The organism is Gemmatimonas sp. (assembly GCF_027531815.1).
Taxonomy (GTDB): domain Bacteria; phylum Gemmatimonadota; class Gemmatimonadetes; order Gemmatimonadales; family Gemmatimonadaceae; genus Gemmatimonas.
Window position 1 is genome coordinate 130,604 of the sequence record NZ_JAPZSK010000007.1, and the last position, 16,097, is coordinate 146,700.

Genomic DNA, 16,097 nt, shown 5'->3' on the forward strand with positions numbered 1-16,097 from the left:
CGCGTGGCGTCAGCGGCGCGCGAGCTGCACCGCCGTCCACACCACCGCCGCCGCGGCCACGAGCGCCAGCAGGAGCAACAGCGGCTGCATACGGGCGCGGCGTTGGGCCACCTCGGGTTCCATGAGGGGGAGGAGTTGTGCGGAAGCTGCCTGCTCGCTCTCGTCGAGATCGCGTCGCTCGGCGTGGGTCGGCATGCGCACCCCCTGCTTGGGCGTGGGATCGCTCTTGATCTGATTGCGCGGCGCGCGCGGCACGATGGGCATGTCGCGCGTCTGCTCGAAGAGCGTCCCGGGGAGCGGATATGCCGTATACCCCACGGAGTCCTGGGCCGACGACGACAGCAGCCCGGCGCCGTCGAAGCGCACCGCCACCACGGTGATGTTGTCGGGGCCGCCGCGATGATTGGCGCGATCGACCAACTTGCGACAGAGCATGCGCACGTCGGGCTCGCCACTCGACAGGTGCGCGATTTCGTCGGCCTTCACCAGCCCCGAGAGCCCGTCGCTGCACAGGATGAGCGTATCGCCCTTGCGCAGCTGCTGGTGCGTGAGATCCACCGTGACCTGCGCTTCCGGCCCCAGCGCCTGCAGGATGATGTTGCGGCGGTCGCTCACCTCGGCTTCTTCGGGGGTGAGTTCCCCCGCTTCGACCAGCCGCTGCATGAGCGATTGATCCTTGGTGATCTGCCGCGCCGCCCCGTCGCGCACCAGGTAGGCGCGACTGTCCCCCACCTGCACCAGAAAGAGGCGATCGCCCAGCAGGCCGACAATCGTGGCCGTGGTGCCCATGCCGCGATGCTCGGGAAACTCGCGGGCGTGCTCGTGGATGCGCTCGTTGGCCGACATGGTGCTGTCGCGCAGTGCCTCGGCGAACTGCTCGGCCGACGGCGCCGTACTCGCCTGCGACCACTGCCGGCGCAGCCCCTCCAGCACGAGCGTGCCGGCCATGCTGCTGGCCAGCTCTCCCGAGGCCGCGCCACCCATGCCGTCGGCCACGAGAAAGAGCAGACCGCGCGCGGAGGCGTGCAGATCGAGCGCCCCGCCATCGAACCCAACCGGACTGCCGGTTTCGAGCTCCGCTACGAGGAAGGTGTCTTCATTGTGTTCACGCGACCGTCCCACGTCCGTCAGCGCAAACACTCGGGCCACGACGGGACGATCGCCGGTCGGGGGGTGCGCTGAGTTGGAATCGAAGGCAGTGACGGTCACAACGTGTGTGTACGGGCCATAGCGCGGAAAGTCGGTCGTACTGACCCCTACGGACATCAACGTCGGAGGTTGCACCCGGGACGGGCGGAACGGAAGTCTTCGTCGTGAGAACGTGTGGAAGATGGCCAGCGTTTCGTCACCAGGTCAAATTCGACAGCATGAGACGTTCTTCGCCACTGTCCTCGCAGACCGTGCGGGCGGTCGTGCTCCTGCTGCTGGGGGCGGCCGCCTGCCGCCCGACGTCGGCACCGCCCGCACCGGCCGCCAGGCCGTCGACGTCGCCGCTGCCGCCAGGCGCGGTACCGCTGGTGCCGGGGCTCCCTCCCATTCCGGAAACCCGTGGCGCGCCGGTGGCCCTATCGGTGCGTTATCCCTCGCCCAACCAGCTCATTACTGCCCGGGACTCGAACTTCCTGCTCGGTAGCGTCGGCTCGGGTGATGTCCAGCTCATGATCAACGGGACGCCGGTGCCGGTGGCGCCGAACGGGGCCTTTCTGGCGTGGCTCCCGCTGCCGGCGGCGCCGTTGCCGCGGTACGAGCTGATCGCCGTGCGCGGGGTCGACACGGTTCGGCGTACGCTTCCGGTACGCTATGCAGCGCGTCGTTCACTGCCGGCGAGCGGTACGCTGATCGTGGACAGCGGTTCGGTGCAGCCGGCACGCGGTTCGTGGGCGTTGGCCGACGAACTGTTGCGCGTGAGCGTGCGGGCGCCGCGCAATGCCGCCGTGCAGCTCATCGTCCCCAACGGGTCACCACGGCCGCTGCGCGCCATGGTGGGCGGCGCGGGAGACGCGTCGCCCGAGGCCTCGACCGACCCGGTGGCCGACGTGGGCGCACTGTTTGCCACCGAGGTGCCCGCTGCGTGGCTGGGCGACAGCGCGCGCCCCGCACAACTGCTGGTGACCCGGAACCGCGATTCCCTACGCCTCACGGTGCCCTCGGTGCGAGCCCTGTCGGGCGAGACCCGTGTGCTGGGGAGCCTGCGCAGCGGCAACCGGGTGGCGTCGGACACCGATGCCGCGGTGAGCGCGCGCACTATCGTGAACGGGACGTACAAGTGGCAGCTGCTGCCGCAGACGGTGCTGGAGGTCACGGCGCGGCAGAGCGGCTTCACGCGGGTGCGGCTGGACGAGCAGCTGGACGTGTGGGTGGACAGCGACGAGATCGCGCTGCTCCCCGAGGGAACGCCGCTGCCGCGCCGCGTAACGGGTGGTTTTCGTGTGACGCCCAATACGGACTACACGGACGTGCTCATCGCCACCGGCGAACGGCCGGCGCATCATGTGGAGGCGGAGGGGCGCACGCTCACGCTCACGTTGTACGGCGTGCAGGCCAACCCCGAGATTTCGCCGCTCTTGGGGAGCGACTCGCTCGTGCGGCGCATCGTGTGGGAGCAGGTCACGAGTCAGCGGGTGCGCCTCACGGTGCAGCTCACCCAGCCCGCGTACGGGTGGCTCTCGCTGTGGGACGAGCAACGCCGCGCCTTCGTGCTGCGGGTGCGGCGCGCTCCGGTCATTGACGCCGCCCGTCCCCTGGCCGGCCTCACCATTGCGGTCGACCCGGGGCATCCGCCGGCGGGCTCCACCGGGCCCACGGGGCTGTACGAGGGCGACGCGGTGTTTCCGGTGGGCCAGCTGCTGGTGGAGATGCTGCGGGAACGGGGGGCACGGCCCGTGATCACGCGTACGAGCCTGGCGCCAGTCGGACTTGGCGAACGCGGTGTGCTGGCACGCCGCGAGCAGGCGCATGCGTTCATCTCCGTGCACCTCAACGCGCTCCCCGACGGCGTGAACCCCTTCACCGCCAATGGTACCAGTACGCTCTTCTACCACAACGCGAGCGAGCCGTTGGCGCGTGAGGTGCAGCGCTCGCTGCAGGCGCGTTTCGGGCTGCGCGATCTGGGGGTGCATTACCAGAACCTCGCGGTGGCGCGCCCCAGCTGGTTTCCCAGCGCGCTGGCCGAGGGGGTGTTTCTCATGATTCCGGAGCAGGAGGCCGCCATGCGCGACCCGGCGTTTCAGCGGAAGTATGCCGAGGGGTTGCTCGCGGGGCTGGAGAACTACTTCCGGTGGCTGCGCGCCGAGACGACGCGGTGAGTTGCGTGGGAGGTTGCGGGCCCAGTGGCGGTGGCGTTCGCGAGTACGGCCGGTGGTGGCGTTCGCTGTCGGCCGTGATGGCGCTGGGGGTGGCGTTGGCGCTGGGGCTGGCGACGCCGGTGGTGGCGCAGGTGGACCCGCGTGGTCGTGTGCGCACCATTGCCACGCCGCACCTGCGCGTGCATTACCCCGCGCACCTCGACTCGCTTGCGCGCGTGTCTGCGGTGCTCGCTGAACGGGCGTACGGGCAGCTGGCGCGCGAGCTCGTGCCACCACGTGGGGTGATCGACCTGCTGCTCGCAGACAATACCGACGTGAGCAACGGCTTCGCGCAGCTGTTTCCCAGCAATCGTGTGGTGGTGTACGCCGTGCCGCCCATTGCCAGTCGCGAGCTGCGCTTTCACGACGACTGGCTGCGGCTTGTCATCACGCACGAACTGGCGCACGTGTTTCACCTCGATCGCGCGCGCGGCGTGTGGCGGGTGGGGCGCTGGCTGTTCGGTCGCAACCCGCTCTTTTTTCCCAACGCGTTCACGCCAAGCTGGCTCAAGGAGGGGCTGGCGGTGCACTACGAGAGTGCACTCACGGCGACCGGGCGGCTGGTGGCCACGGAGTTTCCGGTCATGCTGCACGCGGCGGCGGTGGATGGCGTTGTGGCGCCACTGGGTCGCTGGAGTCTGAGTACCACGCGCTGGCCCCGCGGCCAGGTGGCCTATGGGTACGGAGCCACGCTCATGCAGCGCGCGGTGGATCATGCGGCCACGCAGGCCGATACCACCCGCGGCCTGTCGCGGTTCGTGGAGGTGTCGTCGCGCCACTGGGCCCCCCTGCGGCTCGACCGGAACGCGCGGGTGGGCTTCGGCGCATCGTTCTCCGCACTCTGGCGGCAGTATGTGGACTCGCTCAACGCGGCGGTGGCGCCACGGGTGGCCAATACGGCGGTGGCTGCCCCGTTGGATGCGCCGTGGCGCGAGGTGAGTCGTGACGGATGGTATGTGGCCGCGCCGCGGTGGCTGGGCAACGACTCGCTGGTGTGGAGCGCAAGCACGGGGCGTGAAGTGACCGGCCTGTATGCGGCTCCCGCAGCAGGGGGCGCCGCGCGCCGCGTGGCGTGGCGCAATGCCCTCGACGTGAACGTGCCGCGCGACTCCTCGCTCACGGCCATGGTGTTCGCGCAGCTCGAGCGGCGTGATCCCTTCGTGCTGCGCAGCGACCTGTACATGCGCGACGGTGGGCGTGATCGCCGGCTCACGGTGGGCGCACGACTGACGCAGCCCGACGTGCGCCACGATGGCACCGTGGTGGCCGTGCAGTACGACGCGAACACCAGTGTGCTGGTGCGGGTGCGCACGGACGGCGCCCGCATCATGGACATTGCGCCGCTCGTACCGCGGCGGGCGGGCGAGCGGTGGGCCGAGCCGCGCTGGAGTGTCAGCGGCGAGGAGATCGTGGCGGTCCAGCTGGTGCCGGGAGGTGTGCAGCGGGTGGTGGTGCTGGACCGCGATGGCACCATGCGGCGTGTGCTGGCCGGCGGACGGGGGGTCTTTGCGAGTCCGTCGTTCACGCCCCGCGGCGACCGGGTGGTGTGGGCCAGCGATCGCAGCGGGCGCATGCAGGTGGAAACCGCGCCGCGTGGCGACGTGGCGGTGGTTGATACCACCTCGTGGCGCACCGGGACCCGCGCCACGGTGGTCGGGGCCACCGGCACGGCGGTGTACGAACCCAGCGTGTCGCCCGACGGGCGCCGGGTCGTGGCGCTCCTGCAGCGTGGCGACGGATTCCACGTGGCGGTAGCCGCGCTCGATACCACCGGCCCGGCGGTACGCGGCGGCTGGTATGCCGCGCAGGTGGCCGACACCATTGCACCGCTCCCGGCGGCCGATTCGCTGCGCCTCATGACGGCTCGCAGCCGTCGCTACGCGCCGCTGCGTCAGCTGTGGCCGCGCTATTGGCTGCCGCTGGTAGGAGAAGGGCGACAGGGAGAAGCCATCTTCGGTGCCAGTACGAGTGGCGTGGACATTCTCGAGCGACACGCCTGGGAGGCCAACGTGCTCATGTCGCCCACGACGCGCGAGACCGATGTGTTCTCGGCGTACCGCTATGCGGGAGTGGGGGTGCCGGTGTTCAACGCCAGCTTCTCGCAGGAATGGGACGGTACCTTCCGGGTGGTGAACCCGGCGGGGGCCACCCTGGGCACCGTGGCGCGCCGACGCCGGTTCCTCACAGCGAGTGCCACGGCGGTGGTGCCGCGTGTGCGCTGGTCGCTGAGCAGCACGGTGGGGGCGCAGTACGAGCTGCGCGATTTTGCGGCCGAGGCCGACTCGGTGCTTGGCCCCGCCAACTCCCTGCTGCGTACCGGCACGCGCTACCCGAGTGTGTTCGTGAACAGCAGCTTCAGCACGGCGCGTCTGGCGCTGCGCGGCGTGAGCGTGGAGGAAGGGGTGACCCTCTCGCAAAGCACCGCCTATCGCTGGCGTGAGGGCGCCGATGCAACGGGCTCGTGGCGCACGCTCGTTACGGGGCGCGCGTATGCGCCGCTGCCGCTGCCTGGCTACGCGCGGCATGTCCTGGCCGTGCGCGCCGCCGCCGCCGCCACCGACAACCGCACGCAAAGCGAATTCAGCGTGGGGGGCACCAGCGGCGTGCGCAGCGAGCTGCTGCCGGGGGTCACGGTGGGCGACCCGGCGCGCGCGTTTCCCGTGCGCGGTGCCGAGCCCGGGGTGCAGCGCGGATCACGGGCACTGGGCGGCACGGTGGAGTATCGTGCGCCGCTGCTCATGTTCCAGCGGCTGCCCAGTCCGCTCGCCATATACAGTGACCGGCTCAGCGTGCTGCTGTTCAGCGATGCGGCGCGCGCGTGGTGTCCGGCCGGGCTGCGCAGCAATACGGCGATCTGTCTGCCACGCGGTGTGCAGGGCGGCTGGATTGCCACGGCCGGTGGCGAGCTGGTGATTGATCTGGCGGTCCAGTACGACGTGCCGTACCGTGTGCGGGTGGGCGCGGCCGCGCCCTATGCGGCGCCGCCGGGGGTGGCGCGGGGCGGGACGGTGTACGTGACGTTGGGGGGGTATTTCTAACCGGGCGTCGGAAACGACGCGCGGTTCACCGCGTTCGTCAGCAGGGGGGGTATGCGCTGTGCGCGATTGATGCTGACGGTTGTACTGGGGCCACTGCTGGTCGCCGAGCTGCAGGCACAGCCGGTGGCCCGTCTGCGCGGGGTGGTGTTCGACAGTGTGGCGGCGGCGCCGCTGGCGCACGCGGCGGTGCGGGTGTTCCGCGGCGACAACGCGGCCGAGGGGGTGGATCTGCGCACCGACACGGCCGGGCGGTTCGTGTTGCCGGGGGTCCGGCCGGGCACGTGGCTGGTGTCGTTCCTGCACCCGCGGCTCGATTCCCTGCGCCTGGACGCGCCCGTTGCGCGCGTGGAGGTGGTGGAGGCGGGCGACATCGACGTGACGCTCGCGGTGCCCAGCGGCGCCTCGCTGGCGCGGGCCCTGTGTGGCGCACGCCCTGATGACAGCACGGCCGTCGTGGTGGGCGATGTGCGCGATGCGGCGACACGTCGCGCGCTGTCCGGCGCCACCGTGCGGGCCACCTGGCCGGAGTGGGTGTTCACGAAGCGGCAGATGGGGCGCGAGGATGTGACCCGCGTGGCGCGCACCGACAGCACGGGACGGTTCATTCTCTGCGGGGTGCCGCAGGGAACCACGGTGCGCGCGTTGGCGTACCGCGATGCGGACACGACCGGCGTGGTGGAACTCGCCATACCGGCGGCCGACTACGCGGTCACCGATTTCCTGCTGGACCGGTCCGGCGCACGCGCCGGGAGTGTGCGCGGTGTGGTGCAGACGCCCGACGGCAAGCCGTTCGCCAATGCCATGGCCCGTGTCCTGGGGAGTGGCACCATGGTGCGCACCGACAGTTCGGGGACGTTCCGCATCGCCGACGCGGCCGCCGGTACGCAGATGGTGGAGGTGCGCGCGCTGGGGTACGAGCAGCAGCGCCGACAGGTCACGCTAATGCCTGGTGAGCCACTGGCCATGAGCTTCACCATGGACCGCGCACGCGTACTGCTGGATACCGTACGAGTGTTCGCGGGCCGCAAGCTGCCACCCGATGTGGTGGCGATCGAGCGGCGCTGGCGTGCGGGGCAGGGCGTCATCCTCGACGCCGCCACGGTGCGACAGCGTGCGAGCAACTACATCACCAACGCGCTGTTCGCCGTGCCGGGGGTGCGATTGGGCATGCGCAACGGGTTCGGCAACACCGTCTACTTCCGCGGCATCGGTGGCGAGTGCATTCCCATCATCTACCTCGACGGGTTCCGCTTCGTGGCCAACGGCTTGTCACTGGACGAGATCGTGGCACCGCAGGATGTGGCGGCCATGGAGGTCTATGTGCGCCCCATGCAGCGGCCCGCCGAATTCACCGACCTGGCAGATTGTGGGGTGCTGGTGGTGTGGACCCGCTACCATCTTGGCAACATCCCGGTGTTCGATCCCCGTCGTCGCTGACTCATGCCCAACCCCCCGTTCATTCACGCCACCGCCGTCGTGGTTGGCGATGTGGTCCTGGCCGAGGACACCAGCGTCTGGCCCACCGCCGTCATTCGCGGCGACGTGGAGCGCATTGTGATCGGTGCGCGCAGCAATGTGCAGGACGGCGCGGTCATTCATGCCGACCCCGGCAAGCCCACCCTTGTCGGGGAAGACGTCGTGATTGGGCACCGCGCCGTGGTCCACGGCAGCGTGCTCGAGGACTGCGTGCTCGTTGGCATGGGGGCCATTCTGCTCAACGGCGTGCACGTGGGTACGGGCAGCATCATTGGCGCGGGCGCGGTGGTCACCGAGAACACCGTGGTGCCGCCGGGTTCGCTGGTGCTGGGGGTGCCGGGCAAGGTGGTGAAGGCGCTCGATGCCTCGACCCGCGCCCGCATTCTCGACAATGCGGCGCGGTACGTACAGCTGGCCCAGGCGCACCGGGCGGGGCAGGTCCCGCGACAGCATGGCACCGAGTGAGAAAGATCACCACCACGGCACTCGGCGGCGATCGCGAAAGGAAGCAAACGCTTTCGCTGAGCGTGAATGCAGGCAAGCGACCCCGTCCTTTCAGGGGAACGCGCTAAATCGCATCACAAATGTCATTGGCGGCATGCTGACGTCGTACTGCAGCGCGACAGGCTCATGGGCAAACTCCAAGTGCCCACGGCAAAGTCACTTGCCACGCCGCTGCGGCACTGTCGCGACGGTCCGGTGACGTAACGCCCTGCGCCGGGCGCGGGGGAGGGCGGCGAAAATCCGCACAAACCTGTGTTTGGTGGAGAACTGATCACGCGTCGCACAAAAGTGATCTCTCGAATGGAAGTCTTGCTCTGTCATGACGTTAGCGCGCGACTTGCGCGGCCTCACGAACAGAGGCACCATACCGCCCCGCCGACGGCCTGACCGTGCCCCCATTGCCCTCCGCGCGTGTGCGGATTCAACCGTCGTGCTTCCGCTGAACCGTCGTCACCGCCCACCCCAGGTGTCCGCCGCATGTCGTTTTCCGCCACGCCCCCGGAAGGATTGGTCACGCTGTCCGCGAATGCGCGGACGGTGCTCGAAAAGCGCTATCTCGTAAAGGACAAGTCCGGCACGCCGGTGGAGCGGCCGGAGGACATGTTCTGGCGTGTGGCGACGGTGGTGGCCGAGGCCGACCGCCGCTACGGGGCGAGTGACGGGGCGGTGCAGGCGCTGGCCGAGGAGTTCTACTTCCTCATGACGCAGCGGCGGTTCGAGCCCAACTCGCCCACCCTTATGAACGCTGGGCGCCCGTTGGGGCAGCTGAGTGCCTGCTTTGTGCTGCCGGTGGACGATGCGCTGAGCAACGGGCAGAGCGGTATTTACGACACGCTGCGCAGCATGGCCCTCATTCACCAGAGTGGCGGTGGCACGGGCTTCAGCTTCTCGCGCCTGCGCGCCAAGGGGAGCATGGTGCGCAGCACCACTGGCGTGGCCAGCGGGCCGGTGAGCTTCATGGAGCTATACGACGGCAGCACCAACGCGGTGAAGCAGGGTGGTACGCGGCGCGGCGCCAACATGGGCATCCTGCGTGTCGATCACCCCGATGTGCTGGAGTTCATCAAGGCCAAGGAGGACCTCACCAAGATCACCAACTTCAACATCTCGGTGGGGATCACCACGAAGTTCATGGAGGCCGTGAAGGCCGACACGGACTACGACCTCGTAGACCCGGCCAACGGTCAGGTGTGCGGCCAGTTGCGCGCGCGCGACGTGTGGGACAAGATGATCCTCGGCGCGTGGCGCACCGGTGAGCCCGGCGTGTTCTTCGTCGATGAGGCGAACCGCTACAACCCGGTGCCGCACCTGGGGCAGTACGAGGCGACCAACCCGTGTGTCACGGGTGATACGCTTGTGAGCACCACGCAGGGGCTGGTACCCATCGCGCAGCTGTGCGAGAGTGGCGAAGCCACGCCTGTCACGCTCGACGCGCGCTTCAGCGCCGGGAAAGTGGGCCCGGCCGGTGTGCCGTTCCAGAGCGGCGTGAAGCAGGTGTTCACGGTGGTCACGCGCGAAGGCTACGAGATTCGCGTGACCGCCGACCACCGGTTCATGACCGCGCGTGGCTGGGTGGAGGCGCAGCATCTGCGCGAAGGTGACGCGCTGCACATCCAAAACACCAAGGGCGGTTTCGGTACACAAGGCACCTGCGAAGAGGGGCGGGTGCTGGGGTGGCTCATTGCTGACGGGCACATCACCGGCGATAGCGGCCACGGTGCCGTGCTTGGTTTCTGGGGGAACGATCGCGAGGTGGCGCCAGCTTTCGCACGCGATGTGAACGGTATGCTCGGGGAGGGTGACGGCGCGGGGCGTGCAGTTGGCGTGGTGGATATCCCCGCGCGCGATCTGGCGACGGTGAGCAGCACCCGTTTGCGTGCCATGGTAGCCGAGCGCTTCGGCGTCACCGCGGACACGAAGCTCGATCGGGTGCCGGCGGCGGTGCTGGCCGGCTGCGAAAGCATGCAGCAGGGCTTCCTGCAGGCACTGTTCACGGCCGATGGTCATGTAAGTGGCACACCGGACAAGGGTGTAAGTGTGCGCCTCACCAGCGTCTCGCTCTCACTCCTCCAGGACGTGCAGCGCATGCTGCTCAACTTCGGGATCGCCTCCCGCCTCTATCGGGAACGTCATGCGGCCCGCACGGTGGAGTTCAAGGGAGTGGTGTCTGAGTGCCAAGCCGATCACGACCTGGTGATTGGGCGCGACAACGTGCTCCGCTTTGCGGAAGAGATCGGATTCCTTACACAGGCCAAGAACAGTGCCCTCATCAAGCGCCTCGCCAGCTACGCGGGTCGCGGTCCGTACCGCGAGACGTTCACCGCGCGTTTCGTGCGTCTCGAGGCGGCGGGCGAGGAGATGGTGTACGACCTCACCGAGCCGCTCACGCACTCGTTCATTGGCAACGGGTTCGTGGTGCATAACTGTGGTGAGCAGCCGCTTTTGGCGTACGACGTCTGCAATCTTGGCAGCGTGAATGTCGGACACTACGTGCAGAACGGCGTGGTGGACTGGGACGCCATGCGGCGCGACATCGCGCTCAGCACGCACTTCCTCGACAACATCATCGACGTCAACAAGTACCCGCTCCCCGAGATCGACGCGCTGAGCAAGCGCATCCGCCGCATCGGCCTGGGTGTGATGGGCTTCGCCGACATGCTGGTGCGGCTGGGTATTCCGTACGACAGCCCCGAGGGTGTGGAGATGGGGCGCAAGGTCATGGAGTTCCTCGACGTCGAGGGCAAGAAGGAAAGCGAGCGGCTGGCCAAGGATCGTGGCGCGTTCCCCGAGTGGGCGCGGTCCATCTGGGGCCCCGACGAAACGTGTGCGCGTGATGCCAACGGGCAGCGCATTCGCCCCATGCAGCTGCTCCGCAACTGCAACGTGACCACGGTGGCGCCCACGGGTACCATCTCCATCATTGCCGGCTGCAGCTCGGGGCTCGAGCCGCTGTTCGCGGTGGCGTTCATGCGCAACCAGGCAGGCGTGATGATGCCCGACGTGAACGAAGACTTCGTGGCTATCGCGAAGGGCGAAGGCTGGTATAGCGACCAGCTCATGGAGCGCATTGCCAAGACGGGCAGTGTGAACCACGCGGAAGTGCCGGTACGCTGGCAGAAGGTGTTCAACACGGCGAACAACATCTCGCCGGAATACCACATCCGCATGCAGGCGGCGTTCCAGCAGTACTGCGACTCGGCCATTTCCAAGACCACCAACTTCGCGCACACGGCCAGCGTGGAGGATGTGCGGGCCATTTACGAGCTGGCGTACGATATGAAGTGCAAGGGTGTGACCGTGTACCGCGACGGCTCGCGCGACGGGCAGGTACTGAGCACCGGCGCCACCGCCGACGCGGCGGCCAAGCGTGACGGCGCGGCGCCTGCCGCGGTGGCTCCGGCGGCTGGCGCTGCGGCCGAAGCGAAGCCGGAGGCCGAGAGGCAGGCGGCGGCGCTGCGTCGTGAGATTGGCGAGTTGCAGGGCACCATCGCCGAGCTGCAGAGCGAACTCGATCGCACGAAGAAGGCGCTGTTCAGCGCCGAGGCGGAGAACGCGAACCGTCGTGGCAAGCGGTCGCGCCCCGAGGTGATGCGTGGCACCACGTACCGCAAGGACACGCCGCTCGGCACGATGTTCGTGAACATCACCGAAGACGAGAAAGGGCAGCCGTTCGAGGTGTTCCTCAACCTCGGCAAGGCGGGCGGTTCGGCCATGGCCGACGCCGAGGCGATTGGCCGTCTCATTTCGCTCGCGCTGCGCAGCGGCATTTCCATGCAGGAGATCCATCGTCAGCTGCGCGGTATTTCGTCTGATCGCGCCGTGGGGCTGGGCCCCAACAAGGTGCTCTCGTTGCCCGACGCGGTGGGTATTGCGTTGGAGCAGTGGTGGCGGGAGAAGCAGGGGGTGCAGCAGGACCTGCTGAACGGCGGTCAGAGTGCGGCGGTGCAGGGGGTGCCGTCATCGTCGGTGCCCACCCCGGCTGCGGGAGTGAACATTACCCGTCCGCCGCTGGCGGTTGAGCCGCAGGCGGTGAGCGTGCAGCCGCAGATCGATTTCGGCAATGTGGGCGGCGAGGTGTTCATGGGCACCTGTCCCGACTGCGGCTCACAGCTGGAGTTCGCGGAAGGGTGCGTGAAGTGTCACGTGTGCGGGTTTAGTGAGTGCGGGTGAGGCGGCTCCCTGAATTACCTGCGGATTGAATAGACGACGCGCCGCTGGCCACTGCTGGCGGCGGGTCCGTGTTTGGCAGGCGTTTCGTTGCGTTGCTTCGCGTGCGAGGCTGGGACGCATGCGGGTAGCGGCGTGTGCGCTCTCGGCGTAATTTGGCGTTAGACTGCATTATTCGCAGTCTAGCACTGCGGGGGCGCTGGCATTCGAAGTGTCGCAAGTCATTGATTGATCGAACGATGACGGGCTGCCCCCGAGTGTCAGGGCTCTGGATTAGACTGCAGAATTTCGCTGCCTAAGGCCGTGCTCTGCAGCGATCCCCTGCAGTCCAATCAGCGTTAGATGGCGATAAAGATGAGGTGTAGTTCTGCGATGAGCCCTCGGATCCGATACGCGTTTTTGCTAGTGGCAGTCCTCTCTGTCGCAGGGAGTGCGGCCGGGTGTGGACTCATCACGACCGGCTGTGACGCCGACCTCAGAATGCGGGTGTCACCGACAGAGAAGACTCTGGCCGTCGGCGAGAGCTTCACCGCCAAGTTGCAGTTCCTCGGCTGCGGCGGGACTCGCTCATTGAGCGACGTCATTATCTGGGCAGCCACGGATACGGCCGTCGTCCGCGTCCATCCTACATCCGGGCTCGTCACCGGGCGCCTGGCTGGCCAGACCCAAGTCATCGGCTCCGGCAAGACGTATGGAACGGGCGCCCTCATACCCGTTACGGTCAGGTAACGCGCACCCGCCACCTAGCGATGGCATGAAGTAGACAGCCGGTCTGCGGAATGCGGCGGCTGCGCCGCCGCACTTATTGGGCCCGACTGCAGCTTATGCCGGGCGTTAGATGCGCTTCCCAATCGAGAGAACTGAATGAGCGTCACCTCAGATCCCTTCCTTCGGCCCGCAAATCCGCGACCATTCCGAGAGCGCTTTTCGTTCTCCGAGGACCGCCAGCCGCTCGTCGCGCGTGCCAGTGCGGCGCTGCCGGCCCCGCGTCCCATCGGCGCGCGGATCTTGGCGCGGGCGCTGGTGATCGGTGCCGCTGGACTGCTGGCGCTGCGCGCGATCGGCGGATGGATCGCCGAACCGCTCTCGCCCGCGACCGCGGCGGCGCCCACGTGGAGCGTCGAGGTCTCCAGCACGTCGTCCAGCTCAGTCTTGGCGTTCGCCTACAGTCGCGAATCCGGCGCGCATCTGCTCCGCGTTCCCGGGCGCGTCGCGGAGCAGAATCGGCGCGTCATTCCCGCCAAGATCGCTGCCGGCGACTTGCATCTGATCTCGCTCGGCTGGGGCCAACTAGATGTGCGTGGTCGTGGTCCGCGTGGATCACACCTCAAATCCTACAGCGCCACCGCACGACCTGTGACCGTGTTTGATCATCCCGATGGCACGGGTGTACGCACCGCCTGGTAAACGGCGCATCTAACGGATCGCTGCTGCCGACGGGGCTGATCAAGGAGTGCGACTGGCTCGCTTCGCTCGCCTGTCGCATTATCATCAGGCCCCGCGGCAGATCTTTGCGTTCGGTGGGCCGAGCCAAATGAGGTTAGATTTTGGAAGGAGGATATTCCGATGACTTACAAGGTTGCGATCGCGCACGACGAAGATGGCGTCAGCGTCTGGGTTCCTGGACTGCCGGGGTGTTGGTCCCAAGGAGCCACCGAGGCTGAGGCGTTGTCGAACATTCAGGTGGCCATCGCCGAGTACTTGGCTGTTCGTGACGACTTGCTGCTCGGGGCGGATGTGCGCGAAGTCGAAGTCGCGGCGTAGGACACGTGGGTCGGATTCCGGGCGTTAATCACCTCGACGCGATCCGCGCGCTGGAAAAGGCGGGGTTTCGGGTGGTGCGCCAAGGTAAGCACGCGGTCATGTCCGATGGCCAGCGCATCCTCACGATCCCGCGGCACAACCCGATCAATGCGTTTACGCTCGGGGGTATTGTTCGTGACGCGGGGCTCACGCCTGAGGCCTTTCGCGAACTGCTGTAGTGCGCCACCGAACGATCGCTGCTGCGGACGGGGCTGGCGGTGGATGGCGGCTGGCTCGCTTCGCTCGCCTGCCGCACTGTAATCAGGCCCCGCCGCAGAGCATGGCGTTAGGCAGATGTTGAACCATTCCTCGATGCAATCGAAACCGCAGCCCAGAGGTGAAACTCGCGGGGAACCAATGACCCGTGTCAGAGCGACCTCGCTTCTCGCAGGCATCGGAGGCGGTGTCGGGTTCGTGATCGGCACAGTCTTGCTAGCCGCACTTCAGGTGAGCGCGCCAGGTGGCTTCAATTGGGCTGTCGATATTCCGTTCGGCATGATGTTCGGCGGCACGTTTGGGGCCGCCGTCGGTGCGGTCGGGGCCCCCGCCATGACGTGGCTGTTACTCCGACACGTGCCGCTCAATCGCGCGATCCTGCTTTGCGCCCTCGGCACGGTTGGCGGCGCATTGATCGGCATGGCGGCGTCTGGTCGGCCGGTGATCGGGGGTTGTACGGGATTCGTGCTCGCCGCAGTCGTGATGCGGATAGTTTATCGAGGCAAGACTGCCTAACGGCAGCGTTGCTGCTGACATCGCAATTCGGTGCGCGGCAGGCGGGCGCCGCGCTGGCGCACGCCGCCCGTCCGACCGAATTCCAGGATGCGCTGCAACAGAACGCTGTGGCGTTATGCCGACGCAATCCTCTTCTGTCTTCCCTCACTTGGTTCGCGCGCATGGGCCGTGTCCTCTCAGTCTGCCTATTCGTCGTCGGGGTCATTCACCTGCTGCCGCTTGCCGGTGTACTGGGGGCATCGCGCCTCTCCGCGCTCTACGGGATTGCGGTGGCCGAGCCGAACGTTGAGCTGCTGCTCCGTCACCGGGCAGTTCTATTCGGTGTGCTAGGCGGCCTGTGCATCGCCGCGGCGTTTCGGCCAGCGCTGCAGGGCTTTATGCTCGCAGCCGCCGCGACGAGCGTGGTAAGCTTCCTGTTCCTCGCTCGCGCCGTGGGTGGGTACAACGCCCAAGTAGGCCGGGTAGTCACGGCGGACTGGGTCGCTCTGGCCGCCCTCGCACTCGGTGCGGTCGCGTACTGGCGGATCCGTGGCGCTGCGTGACCGGCCCGGTCCGGGTCTGTGGCGACCGCGGCCGAGCGTTGCATTGCATCTGACATAGCGGCCCACACATCGTACTCGGCGCAATCCTCCACAGGAACCGCTTAGTAGGTGTACTGTGGCCATATACCGACGGGAGAGCACTGAACCACGAAGAGGTCGGCAATCACGATGGAACCACGGCGAGGGTACTGTCGACTGGGTCACGCCCAGCCGAGCTACCGCATAACGACGCTTGCTGCTGATGAACGCGGTGCGGTAGCAATGGTGGGGCGGCCGCGATATAGACCATGAGCCGGTCTAGCGGCCGCCCCACCACTGCTTTCTGTTGAAGCGTTCACAGCAGAAGCTGGCGTTAGGCGCATTGCGGGTCACTTACAAGCGGCACCTCGAGGATGTCCGTCCCACCGAAAAGATGCGCTGACCTAGGCTTGTTCACGCCTCGTAGCTGGTCATTTCACTATTGAGGAGTATTGCACCATGCGTCATCGAGA

The 16,097-nt window shown here is 67.5% G+C and carries 11 protein-coding genes; 10 read left to right on the forward strand and 1 reads right to left on the reverse strand.

Annotation, left to right across the window (positions count from 1 at the left end; translation table 11 throughout):
• Positions 1–9 precede the first annotated feature (9 nt).
• Positions 10–1,149 carry a PP2C family serine/threonine-protein phosphatase gene (locus tag O9271_RS11345; RefSeq protein ID WP_298269604.1) on the reverse strand — a complete coding sequence of 380 codons (1,140 nt, stop codon included), beginning with the start codon at positions 1,147–1,149 and terminating at the stop codon, positions 10–12.
• A gap of 218 nt (positions 1,150–1,367) precedes the next feature.
• Here O9271_RS11345 and O9271_RS11350 point away from each other — a divergent pair, with 218 nt between their 5' ends.
• From O9271_RS11350 to O9271_RS11395, 10 genes are all read left to right on the forward strand, one after another.
• Positions 1,368–3,305: an N-acetylmuramoyl-L-alanine amidase gene (locus O9271_RS11350; RefSeq protein WP_298269607.1), complete on the forward strand. Its 1,938-nt coding sequence runs from the start codon at positions 1,368–1,370 to the stop codon at positions 3,303–3,305.
• On the forward strand, positions 3,278–6,382 hold the full coding sequence (locus O9271_RS11355) for a hypothetical protein (RefSeq protein WP_298269609.1): 3,105 nt from the start codon (positions 3,278–3,280) through the stop codon (positions 6,380–6,382). Before O9271_RS11350 ends, O9271_RS11355 begins: the two co-directional genes overlap by 28 nt.
• A gap of 69 nt (positions 6,383–6,451) precedes the next feature.
• The gene (locus tag O9271_RS11360; protein ID WP_298269612.1) at positions 6,452–7,819 is read left to right on the forward strand and encodes a carboxypeptidase regulatory-like domain-containing protein; all 1,368 of its coding nucleotides are present in this window, start codon (positions 6,452–6,454) and stop codon (positions 7,817–7,819) included.
• Between the two features lie 3 nt (positions 7,820–7,822).
• On the forward strand, positions 7,823–8,323 hold the full coding sequence (locus tag O9271_RS11365; protein ID WP_298269614.1) for a gamma carbonic anhydrase family protein: 501 nt from the start codon (positions 7,823–7,825) through the stop codon (positions 8,321–8,323).
• A 516-nt stretch (positions 8,324–8,839) separates the two neighbouring features.
• A complete protein-coding gene (locus O9271_RS11370; protein ID WP_298269616.1) occupies positions 8,840–12,532 on the forward strand; it encodes an LAGLIDADG family homing endonuclease in 3,693 nt (1,230 codons plus the stop codon).
• An 861-nt stretch (positions 12,533–13,393) separates the two neighbouring features.
• Entirely contained in the window at positions 13,394–13,936 is a 543-nt protein-coding gene (locus tag O9271_RS11375) for a hypothetical protein (RefSeq protein ID WP_298269618.1), read from the forward strand.
• Positions 13,937–14,095: 159 nt separating this feature from the next.
• Positions 14,096–14,293, forward strand: a complete 198-nt coding sequence (locus O9271_RS11380; protein WP_298269621.1) for a type II toxin-antitoxin system HicB family antitoxin — start codon at positions 14,096–14,098, stop codon at positions 14,291–14,293.
• A 5-nt stretch (positions 14,294–14,298) separates the two neighbouring features.
• Entirely contained in the window at positions 14,299–14,511 is a 213-nt protein-coding gene (locus tag O9271_RS11385) for a type II toxin-antitoxin system HicA family toxin (protein ID WP_298269624.1), read from the forward strand.
• A 235-nt stretch (positions 14,512–14,746) separates the two neighbouring features.
• On the forward strand, positions 14,747–15,064 hold the full coding sequence (locus O9271_RS11390) for a hypothetical protein (RefSeq protein ID WP_298269627.1): 318 nt from the start codon (positions 14,747–14,749) through the stop codon (positions 15,062–15,064).
• A gap of 8 nt (positions 15,065–15,072) precedes the next feature.
• The gene (locus O9271_RS11395; protein ID WP_298269632.1) at positions 15,073–15,606 is read left to right on the forward strand and encodes a hypothetical protein; all 534 of its coding nucleotides are present in this window, start codon (positions 15,073–15,075) and stop codon (positions 15,604–15,606) included.
• Positions 15,607–16,097: the final 491 nt, after the last annotated feature.

Bases quoted from the DNA above. Each gene is read 5' to 3' on its own strand.
- O9271_RS11350 (WP_298269607.1), top strand. From the start codon at position 1,368: ATGAGACGTTCTTCGCCACTGTCCTCGCAGACCGTGCGGGCGGTCGTG.
- O9271_RS11360 (WP_298269612.1), top strand. From the start codon at position 6,452: ATGCTGACGGTTGTACTGGGGCCACTGCTGGTCGCCGAGCTGCAGGCA.
- O9271_RS11365 (WP_298269614.1), top strand. From the start codon at position 7,823: ATGCCCAACCCCCCGTTCATTCACGCCACCGCCGTCGTGGTTGGCGAT.
- O9271_RS11370 (WP_298269616.1), top strand. From the start codon at position 8,840: ATGTCGTTTTCCGCCACGCCCCCGGAAGGATTGGTCACGCTGTCCGCG.
- O9271_RS11375 (WP_298269618.1), top strand. From the start codon at position 13,394: ATGAGCGTCACCTCAGATCCCTTCCTTCGGCCCGCAAATCCGCGACCA.
- O9271_RS11380 (WP_298269621.1), top strand. From the start codon at position 14,096: ATGACTTACAAGGTTGCGATCGCGCACGACGAAGATGGCGTCAGCGTC.